The sequence below is a fragment of the Methylobacterium nodulans ORS 2060 genome, assembly GCF_000022085.1.
Lineage (GTDB): Bacteria > Pseudomonadota > Alphaproteobacteria > Rhizobiales > Beijerinckiaceae > Methylobacterium > Methylobacterium nodulans.
The window spans coordinates 460671-476064 of the sequence record NC_011892.1; the positions used below are offsets into that span (position 1 = coordinate 460671).

The window sequence follows — 15394 nt, forward strand, 5'->3', positions numbered from 1 at the left end:
GAAGAGGGACAAGGATCGCCAATTGACAAGCACGCGCATTGGAGGAGGTCACGATGACATCGTCCAAGACAAAGCCGGATGCCGTCGACAGGGCCTGCATCTTTGACGTCGATGGTGTCCTGCTTGCCTCCCCGCACGAGCGTGCGTGGCGCGAGGCGCTCCGCGGTTTCGCCGATCCATCGCGCTTCACCACCGCCCTGTATCAGGCCTATGTCGCCGGCAAGCCGCGGCTCGACGGCGCCTTTGCGGGCCTGACCGCCTTGGGTTTACCCGATGCGCAGCGCCTTGCGGCGGCATATGGCGAGGCAAAGCAGCGTTGCCTGGACAGGATCATCGCAGCCGAGGGCGTCGCGGCATTTCCCGATGCCCTCCGCTTCGTCCGAGCCCTCACCGAGCGGGGCTGGCGGTTGGCGGCAGCCTCATCCTCGAAGAATGCCGAGAGGATGATGCGGCTGGTGCTCCTGCACGAGGGCCGGACGCTCCTCGATGCCTTCGTGGTGACCGTCTGCGGTCGCGACCTGCGGCACGGCAAACCCGACCCGGAGATCTTCCTCCTGGCCGCCGCCGAATTGCAGGTCGGTCCGATGCGATGCATCGTGTTCGAGGATGCGCCTGCGGGCATCCAGGCCGCGCGCGCGGGCCATATGACCGCGATTGGCGTCGCCAGGCTCGGCGATGCAGCGGGATTGTGGGCAGCCGGCGCCCACCGCGTCGTGGCGAGCCTCGACGAACTCTGCATCGACGACCTCGTCCTGCATCAGCCTTCCGGAGAAGCGGCATGATCGTGTCCGGCACCACAGCCCAGGCACTCGTACCAACCGCGGATCCGTCCTGGCTCCTGCGCGAGACAGGATACGAACTCCTGCGCGAAAGCACCTTCGAGACGCGCTTTGCCATCAGCAATGGCTTTCTGGGCGTGCGGGGCGGGCTCGCGACCCATCTCGGAGCCTGCCGGGCCATCCCGCCACGCACCTATGTGGCCGGGCTGTTCGACACGCCGACCCCGGACAGTGCGGTGCCGGAACTCGTGCCGGCCGCCGACTGGCTGCAGGTCCGCATCCTGCTGCCGGACGGTCCTCTGATGCGCTGCCCGAACCGGTCCTCGCGCGCGCTCACCTTGGACATGCGGCGCGGCACGCTGTTCACGGAAGCGCGACAAACCTGCAACGCCCCTCTCGATGTTCGCCTCCGCACGCTGCGCTTGGTTTCGTTGGACTTACGCGCCATTGGGATGCAGTTGATCGAGCTGGAAATCGAGAACGGTGTCAGTGACCTCACGCTCGAAGCCAGCTTCGGACCGACAGACTTCGAACTCGCACCGGAGCGAGCGGATCTCGATCTGAAGGCCTGGCGCACTTGGCGGTCCGGCAGGAGCCTTGCCATTGCGGCGGCGGCTTCGCTTCAGGTCGACGGCACAGAGCGCCAGCCCACTGCACGCGGAGACCTGAGCTGGTCTTGGAGTTGGACAGCCAGTCCGGGCCAGGTCGTAAGCTTCCAACGCATCATCGCGGTGACGCGGCACCATTCCGTGGATGTTCACTCTGGCGCCAGGGCGCGCAAGGAACTGGCCGCCGCACGCACGCTGGGCTGGCAAGGCCTCATCGCCCGGCATGAGGCGGCCTGGGCTGGACGATGGCATTGCAGCGACGTCCGGGTCGAGGGCGACCCGGCTGCGCAGGCCGCCTTGCGGTTCGCCATCTTCCACCTGAACGGAGCCGTGAACCCGTCAGACCCACAGGTCTCTGTCGCGGCCCGCGCCCTCACGGGCGACGATTACCGCGGCCATGTCTTCTGGGACACCGAGATCTTCCTGCTGCCCTTCTACACGCTGACCTGGCCGGAGGCGGCGCGTACGCTCCTGATGTACCGCTTTCGCACGTTGGATGCCGCTAGAGCCAAGGCTGCCGCGATGGGCTGGCGGGGAGCCCTCTATGCATGGGAATCTGCGGATATCGGGGACGAAGTCACACCTAAGCAAACGGTCGGCCCAGACCGCAAGATCCTCGACATTCTCTGCGGTAGCCAAGAGCAGCACATCAGCGCCGATGTCGCCTATGCGGTCTGGCAGTACTGGCGGGCGACAGAGGACGAGACCTTCCTCCGGGAGGCAGGCGCCGAGATCATCCTGGAGACGGCCCGGTTTTGGGCAGCCCGAGCCGAACCTGAGGCGGATGGCCTACGCCACATCCGCGGCATCATCGGGCCGGACGAGTACCATGAGGCGGTGGATGACAACGCCTTCACCAACATGATGGCCCGGTGGAACATCGAGCGGGGGCTCGACGTAGCAGCCCTGCTGCAAGAACTTTGGCCCGAGACCTGGGACGGCTTATCAGAGCGTCTCGGTCTTGATGAACCGGAGTTGATTCAGTGGCGCGAGGCTGCGCAGACGATCGTGACCGGTTTCGACCCGGCAACGGGCCTGTTCGAGCAGTTCGCGGGCTTCTCGGCCCTGGAGGAGATTGATCTGGCGGCCTATTCGGGACGCTCGGTTCCGATGGATGTGGTGCTCGGACGCGAACGGACACAACTGACGCAGGTGATCAAGCAAGCCGATGTGGTCGCCCTCCTCGCGCTGCTGCCGGAGGTGTTCGCCGGGAGGGCCGCAGAAACGAACTTCGACCATTACGAACCGCGGTGCGGGCACGGCAGTTCGCTGAGCCGGGCCATGCACGGTATCGCTGCGGCACGACTCGGGCGCTCCGAGACGGCGCTGCAATACTTCCGCCAGAGTGCAGCCATCGATCTTGCCGATACTCATGTGGCGATCAGTGGCGGTATTCACATTGCGGCTCTTGGCGGTGTGTGGCTGATCGCGATCTTCGGAATTGCCGGGCTGTCGCTGCGCCCCGATGGCTTGGCCTTCGACCCGCAACTCCCTGAGGCTTGGCGCAGCCTCGAATTCCGCCTCCACTGGAGAGGACGGCACCTGATCGTCACCATCGATCCTGCTGCGCGGGTTTTCAGAGTGGCCCTTGAGACGGGCTCCGGCATGCCGGTTTACGTGCGGGGAAGCCGGTATCTGGTTTCAGCCGACGAAGCCCTCGCCGTGCCGCTCGATCCTTAGAGATTGTACGGGTCCGCGAAGACGGCGTCGTGGTGAATGTCGGGCAGGGAAACGGGCCTCGCGGGTTCGTGCTGCCCGACCCCCGGGAAGGCTCCCTTCCACCTCCATGCATGCAGCCGCATGTGGGCCAACCCACCTTCCTCAGCGCCTTTGCGGACGATCGCCGTCTGCGCGTCAGTGGCTCATCAAGCAGCGGACGCGCGCATCCTGCAGGATCAAGCGAATGGCGCCGCCGAACGCTTACTCGCGCAGCCGGCTGTTACCCGACAAGCCGAGGCGAGCGATAATGGTGCCGCTGAGGATGGCGCTTGCGGCCGGCATCCTCTGCTGGGCGTACCCCCAGACCCAAGGCGAGATGATCAGGAGCGCGCCCAGGCTGAGTCGTACAATGGACGGCAGAAGCCGAGCCTGTGTTCTATCGTTCGTCATGATGACCCTCCTTCAGAAAGCAAAGGTCATTGCTGCGCGTGAAACACCGCATTAGACAGGCCTCGTTGAGCACCTGTCTTTCACTTAGCGAGCGCATGCTCACTCGCGCGCGAAACGCAGAACCTGGCCGAAAGTTTCGTAAGCTAGACCTCGTTTCAGAGCGATCTTGCGAGGCGTCTGACGAGGATCATGGCGGCAGCGAGCGATCCAGCCGCAGGTCTGTTTGATGATCGATCGCCGTGGCTACACCGCAAAAGCTGTCGTCCCGTGCTCCGGCTCGACTGGAGGGCGGTCATCGCTGCGGCGGCATCCTGAGGCGCCAACCTCGGCAGATGTGGATCAGCCTGGAGCGCGCGCCTGCTGGTTGAGGCTTGAGCGAACTATCGGCAACAGGACGTGCGCAGAAAACGACCGGTTCCGGACAGGCCGCCCCCCACCGGTCGTGGGCACGAGAGACCTCCTGAGGGGCGCCATGGCCGCAGCGCCATGCGCAGACCTCGCCGAGGATCAGCGCCGGCTGGCCATCGCCCCTCGCGTCTCAGACGAGAAAAGCGCGCCACGGCGGGAGCCGGGCAGGCTGAGAAGGGCACTATTGCAGGAGCGCCAGACAACCACGCCGGCCGGCGCGGCGCCTTCACCCGCGTTACCGGATCAGCAGCGAGGCGGCGGCCGTGCTGGTCCAGAACCAAGACTAGCGGCATTGATCCAGGATGTTGCACGCCTCGCAACGTGACCATGTACAAGCTGCCCAGGGAAGTACAGGACCCATCCAAGCGGCGGGCCGAACATGAAGGCCCACGGCCCTTCACGAGCCAGCGGCTGGGCCTTCGGGAGCTCAAACCAGGTGTCATCCCACGCTCAGGCGGCCTTGGCGTAAAACCGCGCTGACGCGCGCTCAACGGCGTTGACGACCTGATCTGGCGCCAAGTGATGGATCATGTGGCCCTGTCCCGGAACGACGATAAACTCGCTGTGCGGCAACTCGCGGTGGAGTCGCTCCGACTGACGCGCGACATCCGCGATCTGGTCGTCCGCGCCCGTGATGATCACCACCGGCAGCTTCAAGTCGCGGTAGTGCTCCCGAAGCTCTATGGTGACGGGCGTCATCAGCGCCGCATCCTCGGCCGCAGCGCGGAGCTGAGAGGGGCGGAGCATCAGCTCTTTCGGCATCTGCTCGTCGAAGCGCTCCGGCACGTCAGCGGGCGCGAACATGGCCTTGATCAAGCCCGGCAGGATGAGCCGAGAGAGCAGCGGCGACACAGTGTAGCGCAGCGCATCCCCGAGCACCGGGATCGCCGGCGGCGAGAACACAGCCACATCGGCCCGCAGCGTCGGGTAGTAGTAGCCCGAGGCGAGCACGAGGCTGCGCACGAGCTGCGGCGCCTGCAGCGCCAGGGCGACAGCGACCAAGCTGCCCCACGAGTGCCCGAGCACAACGGCCTGCGACACACCAAGACGCTCCAGCGCCTTCTGGAACAGCGTCGCGTGTGCCCTGGGTGTCCAGAGAGCCCGCGGGCGCGCGCTGTAGCCGTAGCCGGGCCGGTCGATGAGGATGACGCGGTGACGTTTGGCGAGCTCCTCGACGATGCCGCTGACGAGGAAATCCTGGATCAGGGTGCCGTTGCCGTGGATGAGCACCAAGGGCTCGCCCCGCCCACGTTCCATGTAGTGCAGGCACACACCATCAACTGTCATGAAGCGGCCGACCGGCGGGTGGCGCCGCTCGGCTTCCCGGGCTTTCGCGACCGCGTACAGCGCCGAGGCGCCGAGGGCAGCCGCTGACCCGATCAGGGCGGGAGCTAACCACTTCCGGCGGTTGGTGTGCGGCTTCGTGATGGGGGTGCTGTCGGTGTGCATACATCCTCGCTTGGTCCGAGCGGGGTCAAGCCGAAGTTCTGCGATTTGTTCCGAGAGGACGGTGACGGCAGAAGCCCTTGCGGGCGAGCAGCGTCAGACACGCCCGATGGCGAGTGCTGGTCCTACTCCCGCCCATGAACCGCGGGCGCGGTGGGCGGGCTCTTGGCCGCATCGGCCCTCACCCGCGCCTGCTTCCTGTCACGCTCGGCCTTGAGTTCCCGCTCGGCCATGAGCCAGAACTGCATCTCGAAGCCCTCGGGCCGGTGGTTGCGCTCCCAGAGGTCGTAGGCGCGCTCGCGGATCTGCTCGGGCGTGATCTCGTCTGGAGCTTCCATCGGTTGTTGCTCCTTCTTGAGCCGATCAGAGGGGCCCATCAGGCGGGGTGGATGACCACAGCGGCCCTCAAGCACCAATCTGCTGGTTTCTACCGGCTGCAAGGTCAGCCATTGCACGAGGCTGTGTGAGAACGCCTGATCTGCTAAGCTTGTCACCGCTCTGAGGAGGTCGGGATGACCCGCTTCATCGCAGGTGAGGATCGTCAGCAGGTCACGCTCCTTCCCGATTGCCTGGACGACTACGTCGCCGCGGACAATCCGGTCCGCCTCGCCGAGGCGTTCGTTGACGAACTCGACCTCGCCGCTCTCGGCTGTGCGGGAGCTGTGCCGGAGGCGACCGGCCGTCCGGCCTACGATCCGGCGACGCTGCTCAAGCTCTACCTGTACGGCTACCTCAACCGCATCCCGTCGAGCCGCCGCTTGGAACGCGAGAGCCCGCGCAACCTCGAGCTGATCTGGCTGACCGGCCGGCTGATGCCGGACTTCAAGACCCTGGCCGACTTCCGCAAGAACAATGGACCCGCGATCCAGGCCACCTGCGCGCAATTCGTCGTCCTGTGCCGTCGGCTGAACCTGTTCAGCAAGGCCATCGTCGCGGTCGATGGCAGCAAGTTCAAGGCCGTCAACAACCGCGACAAGAACTTCACGGTGGCCAAGCTCGAGGCCCGTGTGGCCCAGGTCGAGGCGAGCGTCGCCCGCTACCTCGCCGCCCTGGACCGGGCCGACCGCGAGCCAAGCGATGTGGCCGAGGCTCGGACCGCACGGCTCACCGAGAAGATCGCAGCCCTGCGCGAGCAGATGCAGGATCTGCAGGCGATGCGGCAGCGGGTCGAGGAGGCGCCCGACCAGCAGGTCGCGCTGACCGATCCCGACGCGCGCTCGCTGGCCACCCGCGGCAAGGGAACCGGTCTCGTCGGCTACAACGTTCAGGCGGCGGTCGATGTCGAGCACCACCTGATCGTGGCTCACGCCGTGACCAACGTCGGCAGCGATCGGGCCCAGCTCGCCCCGATGGGGGTCCTGGCGCAGGAGGCGACCGGCTGCGAGCCGATTACGGTGCTGGCCGACCGGGGCTACCTCAACGGCGATCAGGTGCTGGTCTGCGAGGGCACCGGAGTGCTGCCGTGCGTGCCCAAAACCTTGACTTCGGGCAACGTCAAACGCGGGCTCTTCACCGGGCAGGACTTCATCTACGACGCTCAGAAGGACCACTACACCTGTCCTGCCGGTCAGCATCTGACGAAGGCCCCCGCCCGATCCGATCGTCGGGACGAGATCGACCATTATCGCAACCGGACGGCGTGCCCGGCCTGCGCGCTCAAGCCTCGCTGCACGACGGAGGCGGCGCGGCGGATCAAGCGGTGGGTGCACGAGGGCGTGCTCGATGCGATGCAGGCGAGGCTTGATGGGATGCCGGACGCGATGAAGGTCCGCCGCCAGACCGTGGAGCACCCATTCGGCACGCTGAAGGCCTGGATGGGGGCTACGCACTTCCTGACCCGAACGCTAGCGAAGGTCAGAACCGAGATGAGCCTCCAGGTTCTCGCCTACAACATGAAGCGGATGATCCAGATCTTCGGGGTCGGAGCGCTGATCACGGCGATCCGGGCCTAAGCCCCGTACGCGCGAGCCCGCCGCCAAGGCTCACCCATGAGCCACGTCGACAAAACCCGCGTTCTCACACAGCCTGCACCCATACGAGACGCAAAAAGCGTCTCACCGCCGCGTCCAGGATGGGTATACCCATAAACGACCGCGAGCCCGAATGGCCGCTCAAGGTGGGTACCGGCCGTTGCTGCTGGGCCCACAAGCGGACATTCCGGGCGCAGCTCTGCGCTGGAAAACATCACCCCGCGCGTCCCTGGCCTGCGGTGCCAGCACCCTCCTGGAGCAACCGCCTCGCCAGGTAATCGATGAAGGCGCGTGCGGCCGCCGGGAGATGGACCCGCGACAGATAGAGGGCGTGGATGGGGTGAGGTGGTGGCCTCCAGGCTGGAAGCACGACCCGGAGGGCACCGCTGGCCAAGTGGCCCACTACGGCGAAGTCCGGGAGCATGGCGATCCCGAGGCCTGCGAGCGCCGCTCGCCTGAGGGCAAGGGCCTCGTTCGTGCGGAAAGGACCGTTCGCTTTCACGGTTACACTCTCGCCGCCAGCCTGTAGCGTCCACTCGGCTGCGCCGAAGTTGGTGTAGGTGAGGCAGGCGTGCGCGTGCAGCTCAGAGGGCTGCAGCGGCGTTCCGCGTTCGTCCAGGTAGCGCGGCGAAGCGCACAGGACCGAGCGGCATTCTCCAAGCTTCCGAGCGACACAGCCCAGGTCGAGCTGGTTGCCTATGCGGATCGCAACGTCGATCCGGTCTTCGACCAAATCGACCGGCCGGTCCGAGGCGCGCAGGTCGATGGAGAGCCGGGGATGCGCCCGCAGGAAGTCTGCCAGCAGCGGGGTAAGCTGCTCCTCGCTTAGGATCGTCGCGGCAGCGATCCTGAGCAGGCCATTCGGGCTGTCACCCTCACCCGCGACGGCGTGAAGGTTGGCGGCAAGGCGCACCATCTCGCGCGAGAGTTCGAGCACGCGCTCGCCCGCCAACGTGAGGCTCAGCCGCCGGGTGGTCCGGTGGAGCAGGCGCGTCCCGGTCCAATCCTCGAGTGCGCCGAGATGGCGCGACGCCATGGCCCGCGACATGCCGAGCGCATCGGCAGCCGCCGTCGCGCTTCCGCGCTCGACCGTCTCCACGAAAACCTGTGCGGCGGTAAGGCGATCCATCAAACGCTCGATCCGTGCAACAGTGTGTCTACATAATGGCTCTATATGTTCGTTTCGTGCAACGTTAAATCGGCTGTCGAAAGGGACGGCCATGTCGGATCTCGAACTCCGCTACTACTTCGACCCCTTGTGCGGCTGGTGCTATGCCAGCGCAGAGGCGCTGGCGGCGCTTGCTGAACGACACGGCAGCCAGCTGCGCATGATGCCCGTGGGGCTGTTCTTCGAGCCCCGCCCAGTCAGCGCGATCGCGGACCATGCGTGGCGGAACGATCAGCGCATCGGCGGGCTGACCGGCCAGCCGTTCAGCGAAGCGTACCACCGCAACGTGCTGCAGGCCCCGGACGGCGTGTTCACCTCGGGTCCGCTCACGCTGGCGCTGGCCGCCTTGGGCGAGACCGATGCCGCTCTCGAACCGCGCTTCCTTCATGCGGCGCAGCGCGCCCGCTACGTCGAGGGCCGCGATACGTCGCAGGTCGCGGAGGTCGTCCCGGTTGCCATTGCGGTGGCGACCGAGGCCGGACTGAAGCTCGATCCAGACGGGCTCGGCGCCCGGCTCCGGAATGATGCCGCGCTCGCCGAGCGGGTCGCTGACCGGATCACGGCCGCGCAGGCCGAGATGCATGGGCTACCGGGAGGCGGCGTGCCGCAGCTCCTCGTCCGTGTGGGCGGCAAGGCTCACGCGGTCAGCGGGCAGACCCTCTACGCGGGCCGCGACGCGATACTCGCCGCCGTCGAGCAAGCGTCCCTCGCATCCTGATCACACACCCTCCCCGTCGAAAGGATCATTCCATGAAAATCGCACTCATCGGCGCCTCAGGTAACGCAGGCTCGCGTATTCTGGCGGAGCTGTCCCGGCGCGGGCATCAGGTCACGGCCATTGCCCGCGATACCTCCAAAATCCCCACCGCTCCCGGCGTCACCGCGGCTGCAGTCGACATCGCGGATGTGGCGAAGCTGTCCGCGATCCTGCGCGGCAATGACGCCGTGATCAGCGCGGTCCACTTCTCGGCGAGCGATCCCGACAAGCTCATCGCTGCCGTCGAGGGTGCGGGTGTGCGCCGCTATCTGGTTGTTGGCGGGGCCGGGAGCCTTGAGGTCGCGCCGGGTCAGCTGCTGGTCAACACCCCTGATTTCCCGGCGCAATATCGCGACGAGGCCCTGGGCGGCGTCGCCTTCCTCGAAAGGCTGCGCCGCAACGACACGCTGGAATGGACCTTCCTCTCGCCTTCGGCGCTGTTCACTGCAGGCGAGCGGACTGGCCGGTTTCGTCTCGGCACGGATCAGCTGCTCACCAACGAGAACGGCAGCATCATCTCGTTCGAGGACTATGCCATCGCGCTCGCCGACGAGATCGAGCAGCCGCGCCACGTTCGCCAGCGCTTCACCGTGGGCTACTGAGGGGTCGCGGAGCCCCCGAGGTCGGCTCGACGGATCCTCGCGGCGAGGACAGCAGGTGATGGATGGCCGTCTCGCCCCAAAGCTGACGGTCCGAACGTCCGGAAAGGATCGATGCTGTTGAAAAACTCTCCAACGCTCGTCGAGTGCACTGCATATAGTATGCAGATGAGCGATGAACATGATTGCCTCGCCGCGGCCCTTGATCGCCTCCAGCACGCCCGCGCCGAGCGCCTGATGGATCGACGCCTTGGGCTTCTTCTCCTTCTTCTCGCCCCCGCCCTTGGCCTTGCGCTTCGCGCGTAATTACCCACGCCCGTGGCGGTAGGATCAGGCGCGGATGATGTTGAGGATAGTGGCGAAGGTGCCGGCCCCCGAGAGGCGGGCCGTGTCGACGACGGTGCGCACGTCCGCCTCACCCGCGGCCGCCCACATGGCCCGATAGCCGTTCGTCACCTTCCGCTGCACCACTGCCGGGCGCAGCGCGCGCTCGCAAGCGTTGTTGGTGACCGCCACGCGGCCGGGATGGTCGAGGAAGACCAGGAGCTGGTCGCGGGCTCGGCCGATCTTGGCTTGCAGAGCGCGGGTCAGATCGCAGCGGCTTGGTGCAGCGAGGATGGCGGACAGCTGCCGATCCAGGGCCCGGCGCTTGGCCGAGAGCGTCGAGGCGGCCAGGTCGGTGACGCGCTCGGCCAGGCTGAACACGCTTCCCAGCCAGAGTTGTAGGCGCAGCGGCACGGGGTCGTCGCTGACCTCGACCGCGTAGGCGACGTCACGGGCCAAATGCGCCAGGCAGGTCTGGTGATGCTCACCGTGGCCCTGCTGGGCGGTGTAGCGGTCCGACAGCCACACGGACGGCCGGTGTCCGTCCATCATCGCGTGCACCACCGCGGCGGCCCGCGTCGAGGCCGCGTGATGAACGACCGCTGCGTCCGAGCGGAACACCCAATGATACGAGTTGCTGCCCTCGATGCGCACGCCGGTCTCATCCGAGGCGACTACCGCGGCCCGGCGCAGCGCCGAGACCGCAGCTTCGCGATCGGCACGGAACTGCCTCTGGGCCCGACGCAGCAGGTTCATCAGCCCGCCCTGGCTCAAGGTGAGCCCGAACAGGTCCGACAACGCGGCCTGCAGCCGCTCGTAGGACAGAGCCTGGAAGGTCTTCAGATACACCGCCACCGCGTGCAGGCGCGGGCCGAACGGCGTGCCGCGTGCGGCCTGCGGCACTGGAGCGACGACGCGCGTGCCACAAGCCGGGCAGCGGACGGCGAGCCGTTGATGCTGGGTGACCATCGGTGCCACCGCGGGCAAGTCGATCTGCTCGCACACGCTGACGATCTCGGCCGGCAGATCCGGAGCCAGAACACCTCCGCAGCAGGGGCAGTGACCCGGGCGGTGAGCGACGATCTCGTCGGGATCGGGGCTGAGCGTTCGGCTATGTCCCTCGTGACCCGGCTTGGCGCCGCCGGGCTTGGCCTGCTCGCGCCGCTCCTTGCGGTCGGTCGAGGGCGGCTTGGACGAGGTGCGCGAGGTCTTCTCGGGGCGCTGCAGCCGCAGCACCAGCTCGATCAGCTCCTGCTTGCTCAGGCGTTCCAGCTCGCTGCGGCCCATCCCACGAGGGAATCAGCCAAATCGCCTCCCGGCAAGAGGCGCGGCGAACTCCCTCTAGCGGCCTCGCTTGTGGGTCACGCCGCGCTCGCGCGCACCCCGTGGGTAATTACCTTCGCGCGCTCTGCCGCGAGGCTGTGCACCTTGGGCCGCCCTGGCGCTGCTCCCGGGCCGCCTCAGCGGCCTCTGCGCGCTCCTCGGCGGTCTCGATGCTCTCGTGTGCGTCGTCGCCCTCGTCGGCCTCGTCCATGGCTTCCTCGGCCTCCTGTTCGAGCACCTCCGGGTGCTTGCGGATCGCCCGCTCCTCGCGGGTCCAGTTCCAGCGCGCGCCGTAGTCACCGGCCGCGGCCTTCGTCGCGGTCAGGAGGATCTCGGTTGCCTCATCGATCGAGTGGCCGCGGTTGATCAGGGCCGCCGACACCTCAAGCTGTGTCGCGTGAATGCTGTCCGAGCCCGCGCCCTGGTAGGTCATCGCGGCGAGCCGGGCGTTGATGTCCATCGGCATCTTGAGCCCGAACTGCGCGGCGACCCGGGTGAACGGGTTGTCATCGAGCTTCGGGAGGGCCTTGCGGGCCTCCGGCGCACGCCTGTGCATGACCGGGCTCTGCCGGGCCGCGAAGTCTTCTAGCTCCTCAAGCTCGTACCGGGGCTCGAACCTCGCCTCGATCACCTCGACCGGGCGCCAGCCGTCCTCCTTGGTGTTATGGCTGCCGGGCAGCCGAACTCACACGATGCGTGTTTCACGTCACACTGTGGCAACGATACACTCGACTCTCGGCCCAGCTGTGCGGCTTTGATGGCCGTAACAGGTCAGGGGCGACGATGATCGGACGTGTGCTGGGAGCAGGCATTGCTGCCTGCGCTGGGGTTGGTGTGCTCGGGACAGCTCATGCGCAGAGCCCCACGCCGGAGCAGATGGCCGCGATGATCCAGACTCTCCAAGCACGTGTCGAGGCGCTGGAGGAGCGATCCCGCCGCGATCGGGCCGAGGCACAAGCCGCGCGCGCGGAGCTGCGGGCGATGCGCCGGGCGCGCGGAGCAGCAGTCACATCGGCAGAGCCGACTCGGGTTGTAGTCTCAAAGTCCTCTGAGGCAGTTCTGGCGCCGGCCACTGTCGCACCAGAACCGGTGAACGGGTTCGCTGGGCCCTATGCCGCCTTCCTGGCCGGGTATGGCTTTGGCCCGGACGCCAAGCCGGCTCCCCAGCCGTTTGGGGTCCCTGGCACCTTGTCCCAGAACACCTCGCGCCTCTCGGCGCTATCAGACGCTCGGGTCGGTGCCGCTTTGGGCTACAATCGGACCTTCGGCGACTTGCTTATTGGCGCCGAGGGGCGGGTCCGGGCAGCATTCGGGCAGACGACCGCAACAGTCTCTTCAACCGCGCCGTCACGCCCACTGCCCTTCGTGTTCGCGACCTCGTGCTGCGGGCCGAACGCTGCTGTGCCTACCTCCTTCGGCAACTTCGCGCTGTCACAGAACGTGATCAGTAGCGCCGTCTTGAACCGCATCGTGAGCGGGGACGCTGCCGTGCGAGCAGGTCTCATCTGGGATGATTGGCTGTTCTATGGCCGGTTCGGTGCCGGTGCAGATGTGCTGCGCTCTGTCACGACCCGCGACAACCGCGGAACTGTCACATGCGTCGATCCGACTGTCAGCGTAGCCACGACACCGGGGGGCGCGCGATCCTCCTCGGTGGTTGGATGCGGCGTCGTGAGCACCGGGCAGGTCATCAAGCTCTCCGACGCACTGGTCTCGCCCTACGCCGTCGTCGGACTCGGTATTGAGCGCAACTTCGGCCCGGTCTTCGCTCGCGTGGAGGGCAATCTCTACATCAACCTGCCGCCCTCGCTGGTCGCCCAGACCACCAGCAGCACCTCCTACACGACGGAGATCATGGGCGCGGTGGGCTATCGGTTCTGAGCGACGGCGGAACAGGCGACTGTAGGCGAAGCCGATTGAGCGGAGCGTCGGCAGGTCGTCGGCGACCACGCCGCGGTCTTGGTCGACGTGGAGCACCACGCCGGCAGTGACGGGCACCACGAAGTGAAAGTTGCGCCGGAGCACGTTGCCCACGAGCACGCGGTCGCCATCCTGGGCCTCTCTAGGAGTTCGGAGAAGCTATACACGTAGAGGGCTAGATGAAGCTCAAGGCAACGTTGCTTACAGTGTTTATTGGGATGACGTCCTCCGTATCGGCACAATACAGCATCCGTGACGACGGATGGACGCTGAAGCACGACGGGCTGAAACTAACGGCTTCGGCAAATTTTGGCGACGACGCCATGTCGCTCTCAATGATGGAGATCTCCTGCGGAGCCGACGGCTTCCACATCGGGTTTTCGCTGAGACCCAAATCGCTCGGCGATGCCGACTTCAAGAAGATCCGTAGCGCCCAGATCGAGCTCCGGACCCGCGACCAGACCTTCAATACCAGCGGCAGCATCATAGGTGAGACCATCCTCGTTGGCAGCAGCAAAAACTTCGAGGAGAAGGAGTTCTTGGAGCTGCTGCGCCGCCTCTACGACCTTCGGTCCGTCGCGATCACTGTGGAGATTAAGGACGGGCACACGATCAGCGGCCTGTGGCTCCTAAACCCCTGGAATCCGAAGCTGGGCGGCTACGACGCGAGCAACGCTTTCGGCCGGATGACGAGCATGTGCCCGACCATGCTGCGGCGGTAGCGAACTTCCGTGCCGACCCGCGGCAACTCTTTCGGACAATCAGAGAAACCCCGCCCCTGAGTGCCCCTTGAAGGCATTAGAGCCGTGCCCGCTCCGGTTGGGTCGGATCACGGCTCTAAGGTCTTGATTTCATGCGCTCCCTTGCGCCGAACCGGCCTCCAGCTTGGCGGGGAGCGCTCTAGCCCTCCGAATGTAGCCCACCACGGTCCGCGGATCGCGGTGCCCGCTCTGGTCCATGATGCGGGCCATGTCGGCGCCACGCTCCGCGGCCGTGGTGATGTAGCGGCGCGCAGCGAGTGTGCCCCGAACGACGAGGCGTCGAGGCCGGCCGCCGTGGCGTACCGCTTCACGATCGCGGCGAATGGCGGCGCAGCGCCGGCTGATCGGGGGGGCGGCGCAATCCCCTTCATTCGTAGCCTGGCCTCCAGGCTGGCGACGACCTTCTGCCAGTGCTCCGGCGGCAGCGTCTTCAGCGCGCCGAAGCCGGGATTGTCGGCGACAAAATCACGTTGTCGCCGGCAATGATGTCGGCCTGGACCAGGGAGAGGCCGGGCAAAGGAACGCCGGCGCGGGAGGTCCGGCCGGCACTCAAGGTATGCGCAAGGGGTGCCAAGTATGCGCAAGGGTGCGATGGAAAGATCGCAACCCTGCAGGTCAATCACCGCTCGTTGCCGGCAGTTCCCCCCTCGCGCAACCCGTACGTTCACTGGGGGCCTCTACGCCTCCGGCACAAAGCCGCCGGCTCGGGTGGGGGAACCCGGCCGACGTCGAGGTATCGCTTGCGTATATCCAGCGCGCGGCGGCCCGCGATGGTTCCGGGGCCCTCAGGCCGCCCGCTTCACGACCTTGAACCGCTCCCGGCCTTCCTGCCGGTTCCACTCCTCGCAGATGACGCGGGCCTCGTGCTCCGTCAGGAGGGTCAGGGTCACTTTGTTGCCCTGGCGCCTGTCGATCACGTCCCAGATGCTGCCGGCCTCGAAGAGGAGGGCGTTGAACTCGGCCACGATGTCGAAGGGCTGCTGATCCGGCATGGGGGCTCCTCGCAGGCGCCCGAGCCTATGAACCTGCCGCCGCGCTGTCACTCGCCGGACAAGAAAGAAGCCGGCCGGAGATGCGTGGATCCGGCCGGCAGTGCCAACGGGCCACCGGTAAGAGACGGTCGAGTGGCCCGATGAGTCAATCGAGGGGCGGTGAGGTCTGTTCCGCGGCTAGAGCGTCTTCGCGAAGCTTGGGCTCAGGCGCCCGGCAAGATCAGAGCCTC

The 15394-nt window shown here is 66.5% G+C and carries 14 protein-coding genes; 7 read left to right on the forward strand and 7 right to left on the reverse strand.

The window, feature by feature from the left end:
* Positions 1-53 precede the first annotated feature (53 nt).
* Together MNOD_RS38350 and MNOD_RS38355 are read left to right on the forward strand one after the other, a co-directional pair.
* Positions 54-782, forward strand: a complete 729-nt coding sequence (locus MNOD_RS38350; protein WP_015934308.1) for an HAD family hydrolase — start codon at positions 54-56, stop codon at positions 780-782.
* Entirely contained in the window at positions 779-3067 is a 2289-nt protein-coding gene (locus tag MNOD_RS38355; RefSeq protein WP_015934309.1) for a glycoside hydrolase family 65 protein, read from the forward strand. Before MNOD_RS38350 ends, MNOD_RS38355 begins: the two co-directional genes overlap by 4 nt.
* 240 nt (positions 3068-3307) lie before the next feature.
* Here the strand turns inward: MNOD_RS38355 and MNOD_RS38360 are convergent, their stop codons facing one another.
* The 3 genes from MNOD_RS38360 to MNOD_RS38370 form a co-directional block, all read right to left on the reverse strand.
* Positions 3308-3496, reverse strand: a complete 189-nt coding sequence (locus MNOD_RS38360; protein WP_015934311.1) for an SPW repeat protein — start codon at positions 3494-3496, stop codon at positions 3308-3310.
* A gap of 858 nt (positions 3497-4354) precedes the next feature.
* On the reverse strand, positions 4355-5353 hold the full coding sequence (locus tag MNOD_RS38365; RefSeq protein WP_015934312.1) for an alpha/beta fold hydrolase: 999 nt from the start codon (positions 5351-5353) through the stop codon (positions 4355-4357).
* A 122-nt stretch (positions 5354-5475) separates the two neighbouring features.
* The gene (locus MNOD_RS38370) at positions 5476-5688 is read right to left on the reverse strand and encodes a DUF2934 domain-containing protein (RefSeq protein ID WP_015934313.1); all 213 of its coding nucleotides are present in this window, start codon (positions 5686-5688) and stop codon (positions 5476-5478) included.
* A gap of 174 nt (positions 5689-5862) precedes the next feature.
* Between MNOD_RS38370 and MNOD_RS38375 the strand changes: the two genes are divergently transcribed.
* Complete coding sequence (locus MNOD_RS38375; protein WP_015934223.1) at positions 5863-7302, forward strand: IS1182-like element ISMno15 family transposase; 1440 nt, start codon at positions 5863-5865, stop codon at positions 7300-7302.
* A 232-nt stretch (positions 7303-7534) separates the two neighbouring features.
* Here MNOD_RS38375 and MNOD_RS38380 read toward each other — a convergent pair whose 3' ends face one another.
* Entirely contained in the window at positions 7535-8449 is a 915-nt protein-coding gene (locus MNOD_RS38380; RefSeq protein WP_015934314.1) for a LysR family transcriptional regulator, read from the reverse strand.
* A 91-nt stretch (positions 8450-8540) separates the two neighbouring features.
* Between MNOD_RS38380 and MNOD_RS38385 the strand changes: the two genes are divergently transcribed.
* The gene (locus tag MNOD_RS38385; RefSeq protein WP_015934315.1) at positions 8541-9206 is read left to right on the forward strand and encodes a DsbA family protein; all 666 of its coding nucleotides are present in this window, start codon (positions 8541-8543) and stop codon (positions 9204-9206) included.
* A 32-nt stretch (positions 9207-9238) separates the two neighbouring features.
* Positions 9239-9847 carry an NAD(P)-dependent oxidoreductase gene (locus MNOD_RS38390; protein ID WP_015934316.1) on the forward strand — a complete coding sequence of 203 codons (609 nt, stop codon included), beginning with the start codon at positions 9239-9241 and terminating at the stop codon, positions 9845-9847.
* Positions 9848-10174: 327 nt separating this feature from the next.
* Here MNOD_RS38390 and MNOD_RS38400 read toward each other — a convergent pair whose 3' ends face one another.
* Both MNOD_RS38400 and MNOD_RS38405 read right to left on the reverse strand, forming a co-directional pair.
* Entirely contained in the window at positions 10175-11455 is a 1281-nt protein-coding gene (locus tag MNOD_RS38400; RefSeq protein ID WP_012631399.1) for an IS66-like element ISMno2 family transposase, read from the reverse strand.
* Positions 11456-11561: 106 nt separating this feature from the next.
* Entirely contained in the window at positions 11562-12047 is a 486-nt protein-coding gene (locus MNOD_RS38405; RefSeq protein WP_157091811.1) for a hypothetical protein, read from the reverse strand.
* A gap of 320 nt (positions 12048-12367) precedes the next feature.
* On the opposite strand from MNOD_RS38405, the gene MNOD_RS45015 reads away from it, so the two are divergent.
* Positions 12368-13372, forward strand: a complete 1005-nt coding sequence (locus MNOD_RS45015) for a hypothetical protein (RefSeq protein ID WP_157091812.1) — start codon at positions 12368-12370, stop codon at positions 13370-13372.
* Positions 13373-13590: 218 nt separating this feature from the next.
* Positions 13591-14133, forward strand: coding sequence for a hypothetical protein (locus MNOD_RS38420; RefSeq protein ID WP_015934319.1), 543 nt, complete (start codon positions 13591-13593; stop codon positions 14131-14133).
* An 824-nt stretch (positions 14134-14957) separates the two neighbouring features.
* Here the strand turns inward: MNOD_RS38420 and MNOD_RS38425 are convergent.
* Positions 14958-15164: a hypothetical protein gene (locus MNOD_RS38425; protein WP_015934321.1), complete on the reverse strand. Its 207-nt coding sequence runs from the start codon at positions 15162-15164 to the stop codon at positions 14958-14960.
* Between the last annotated feature and the right edge of the window lie 230 nt (positions 15165-15394).

What these genes read in the sequence shown, in the direction of transcription:
- MNOD_RS45015 (WP_157091812.1), top strand. Translation starts at nt 12,368, where the DNA reads ATGGCCGCGATGATCCAGACTCTCCAAGCACGTGTCGAGGCGCTGGAG.
- MNOD_RS38365 (WP_015934312.1), bottom strand. Translation starts at nt 5,353, where the DNA reads ATGCACACCGACAGCACCCCCATCACGAAGCCGCACACCAACCGCCGG.
- MNOD_RS38400 (WP_012631399.1), bottom strand. Translation starts at nt 11,455, where the DNA reads ATGGGCCGCAGCGAGCTGGAACGCCTGAGCAAGCAGGAGCTGATCGAG.
- MNOD_RS38420 (WP_015934319.1), top strand. Translation starts at nt 13,591, where the DNA reads ATGAAGCTCAAGGCAACGTTGCTTACAGTGTTTATTGGGATGACGTCC.
- MNOD_RS38350 (WP_015934308.1), top strand. Translation starts at nt 54, where the DNA reads ATGACATCGTCCAAGACAAAGCCGGATGCCGTCGACAGGGCCTGCATC.
- MNOD_RS38375 (WP_015934223.1), top strand. Translation starts at nt 5,863, where the DNA reads ATGACCCGCTTCATCGCAGGTGAGGATCGTCAGCAGGTCACGCTCCTT.
- MNOD_RS38425 (WP_015934321.1), bottom strand. Translation starts at nt 15,164, where the DNA reads ATGCCGGATCAGCAGCCCTTCGACATCGTGGCCGAGTTCAACGCCCTC.
- MNOD_RS38370 (WP_015934313.1), bottom strand. Translation starts at nt 5,688, where the DNA reads ATGGAAGCTCCAGACGAGATCACGCCCGAGCAGATCCGCGAGCGCGCC.
- MNOD_RS38355 (WP_015934309.1), top strand. Translation starts at nt 779, where the DNA reads ATGATCGTGTCCGGCACCACAGCCCAGGCACTCGTACCAACCGCGGAT.
- MNOD_RS38380 (WP_015934314.1), bottom strand. Translation starts at nt 8,449, where the DNA reads ATGGATCGCCTTACCGCCGCACAGGTTTTCGTGGAGACGGTCGAGCGC.
- MNOD_RS38360 (WP_015934311.1), bottom strand. Translation starts at nt 3,496, where the DNA reads ATGACGAACGATAGAACACAGGCTCGGCTTCTGCCGTCCATTGTACGA.
- MNOD_RS38385 (WP_015934315.1), top strand. Translation starts at nt 8,541, where the DNA reads ATGTCGGATCTCGAACTCCGCTACTACTTCGACCCCTTGTGCGGCTGG.
- MNOD_RS38390 (WP_015934316.1), top strand. Translation starts at nt 9,239, where the DNA reads ATGAAAATCGCACTCATCGGCGCCTCAGGTAACGCAGGCTCGCGTATT.
- MNOD_RS38405 (WP_157091811.1), bottom strand. Translation starts at nt 12,047, where the DNA reads ATGCACAGGCGTGCGCCGGAGGCCCGCAAGGCCCTCCCGAAGCTCGAT.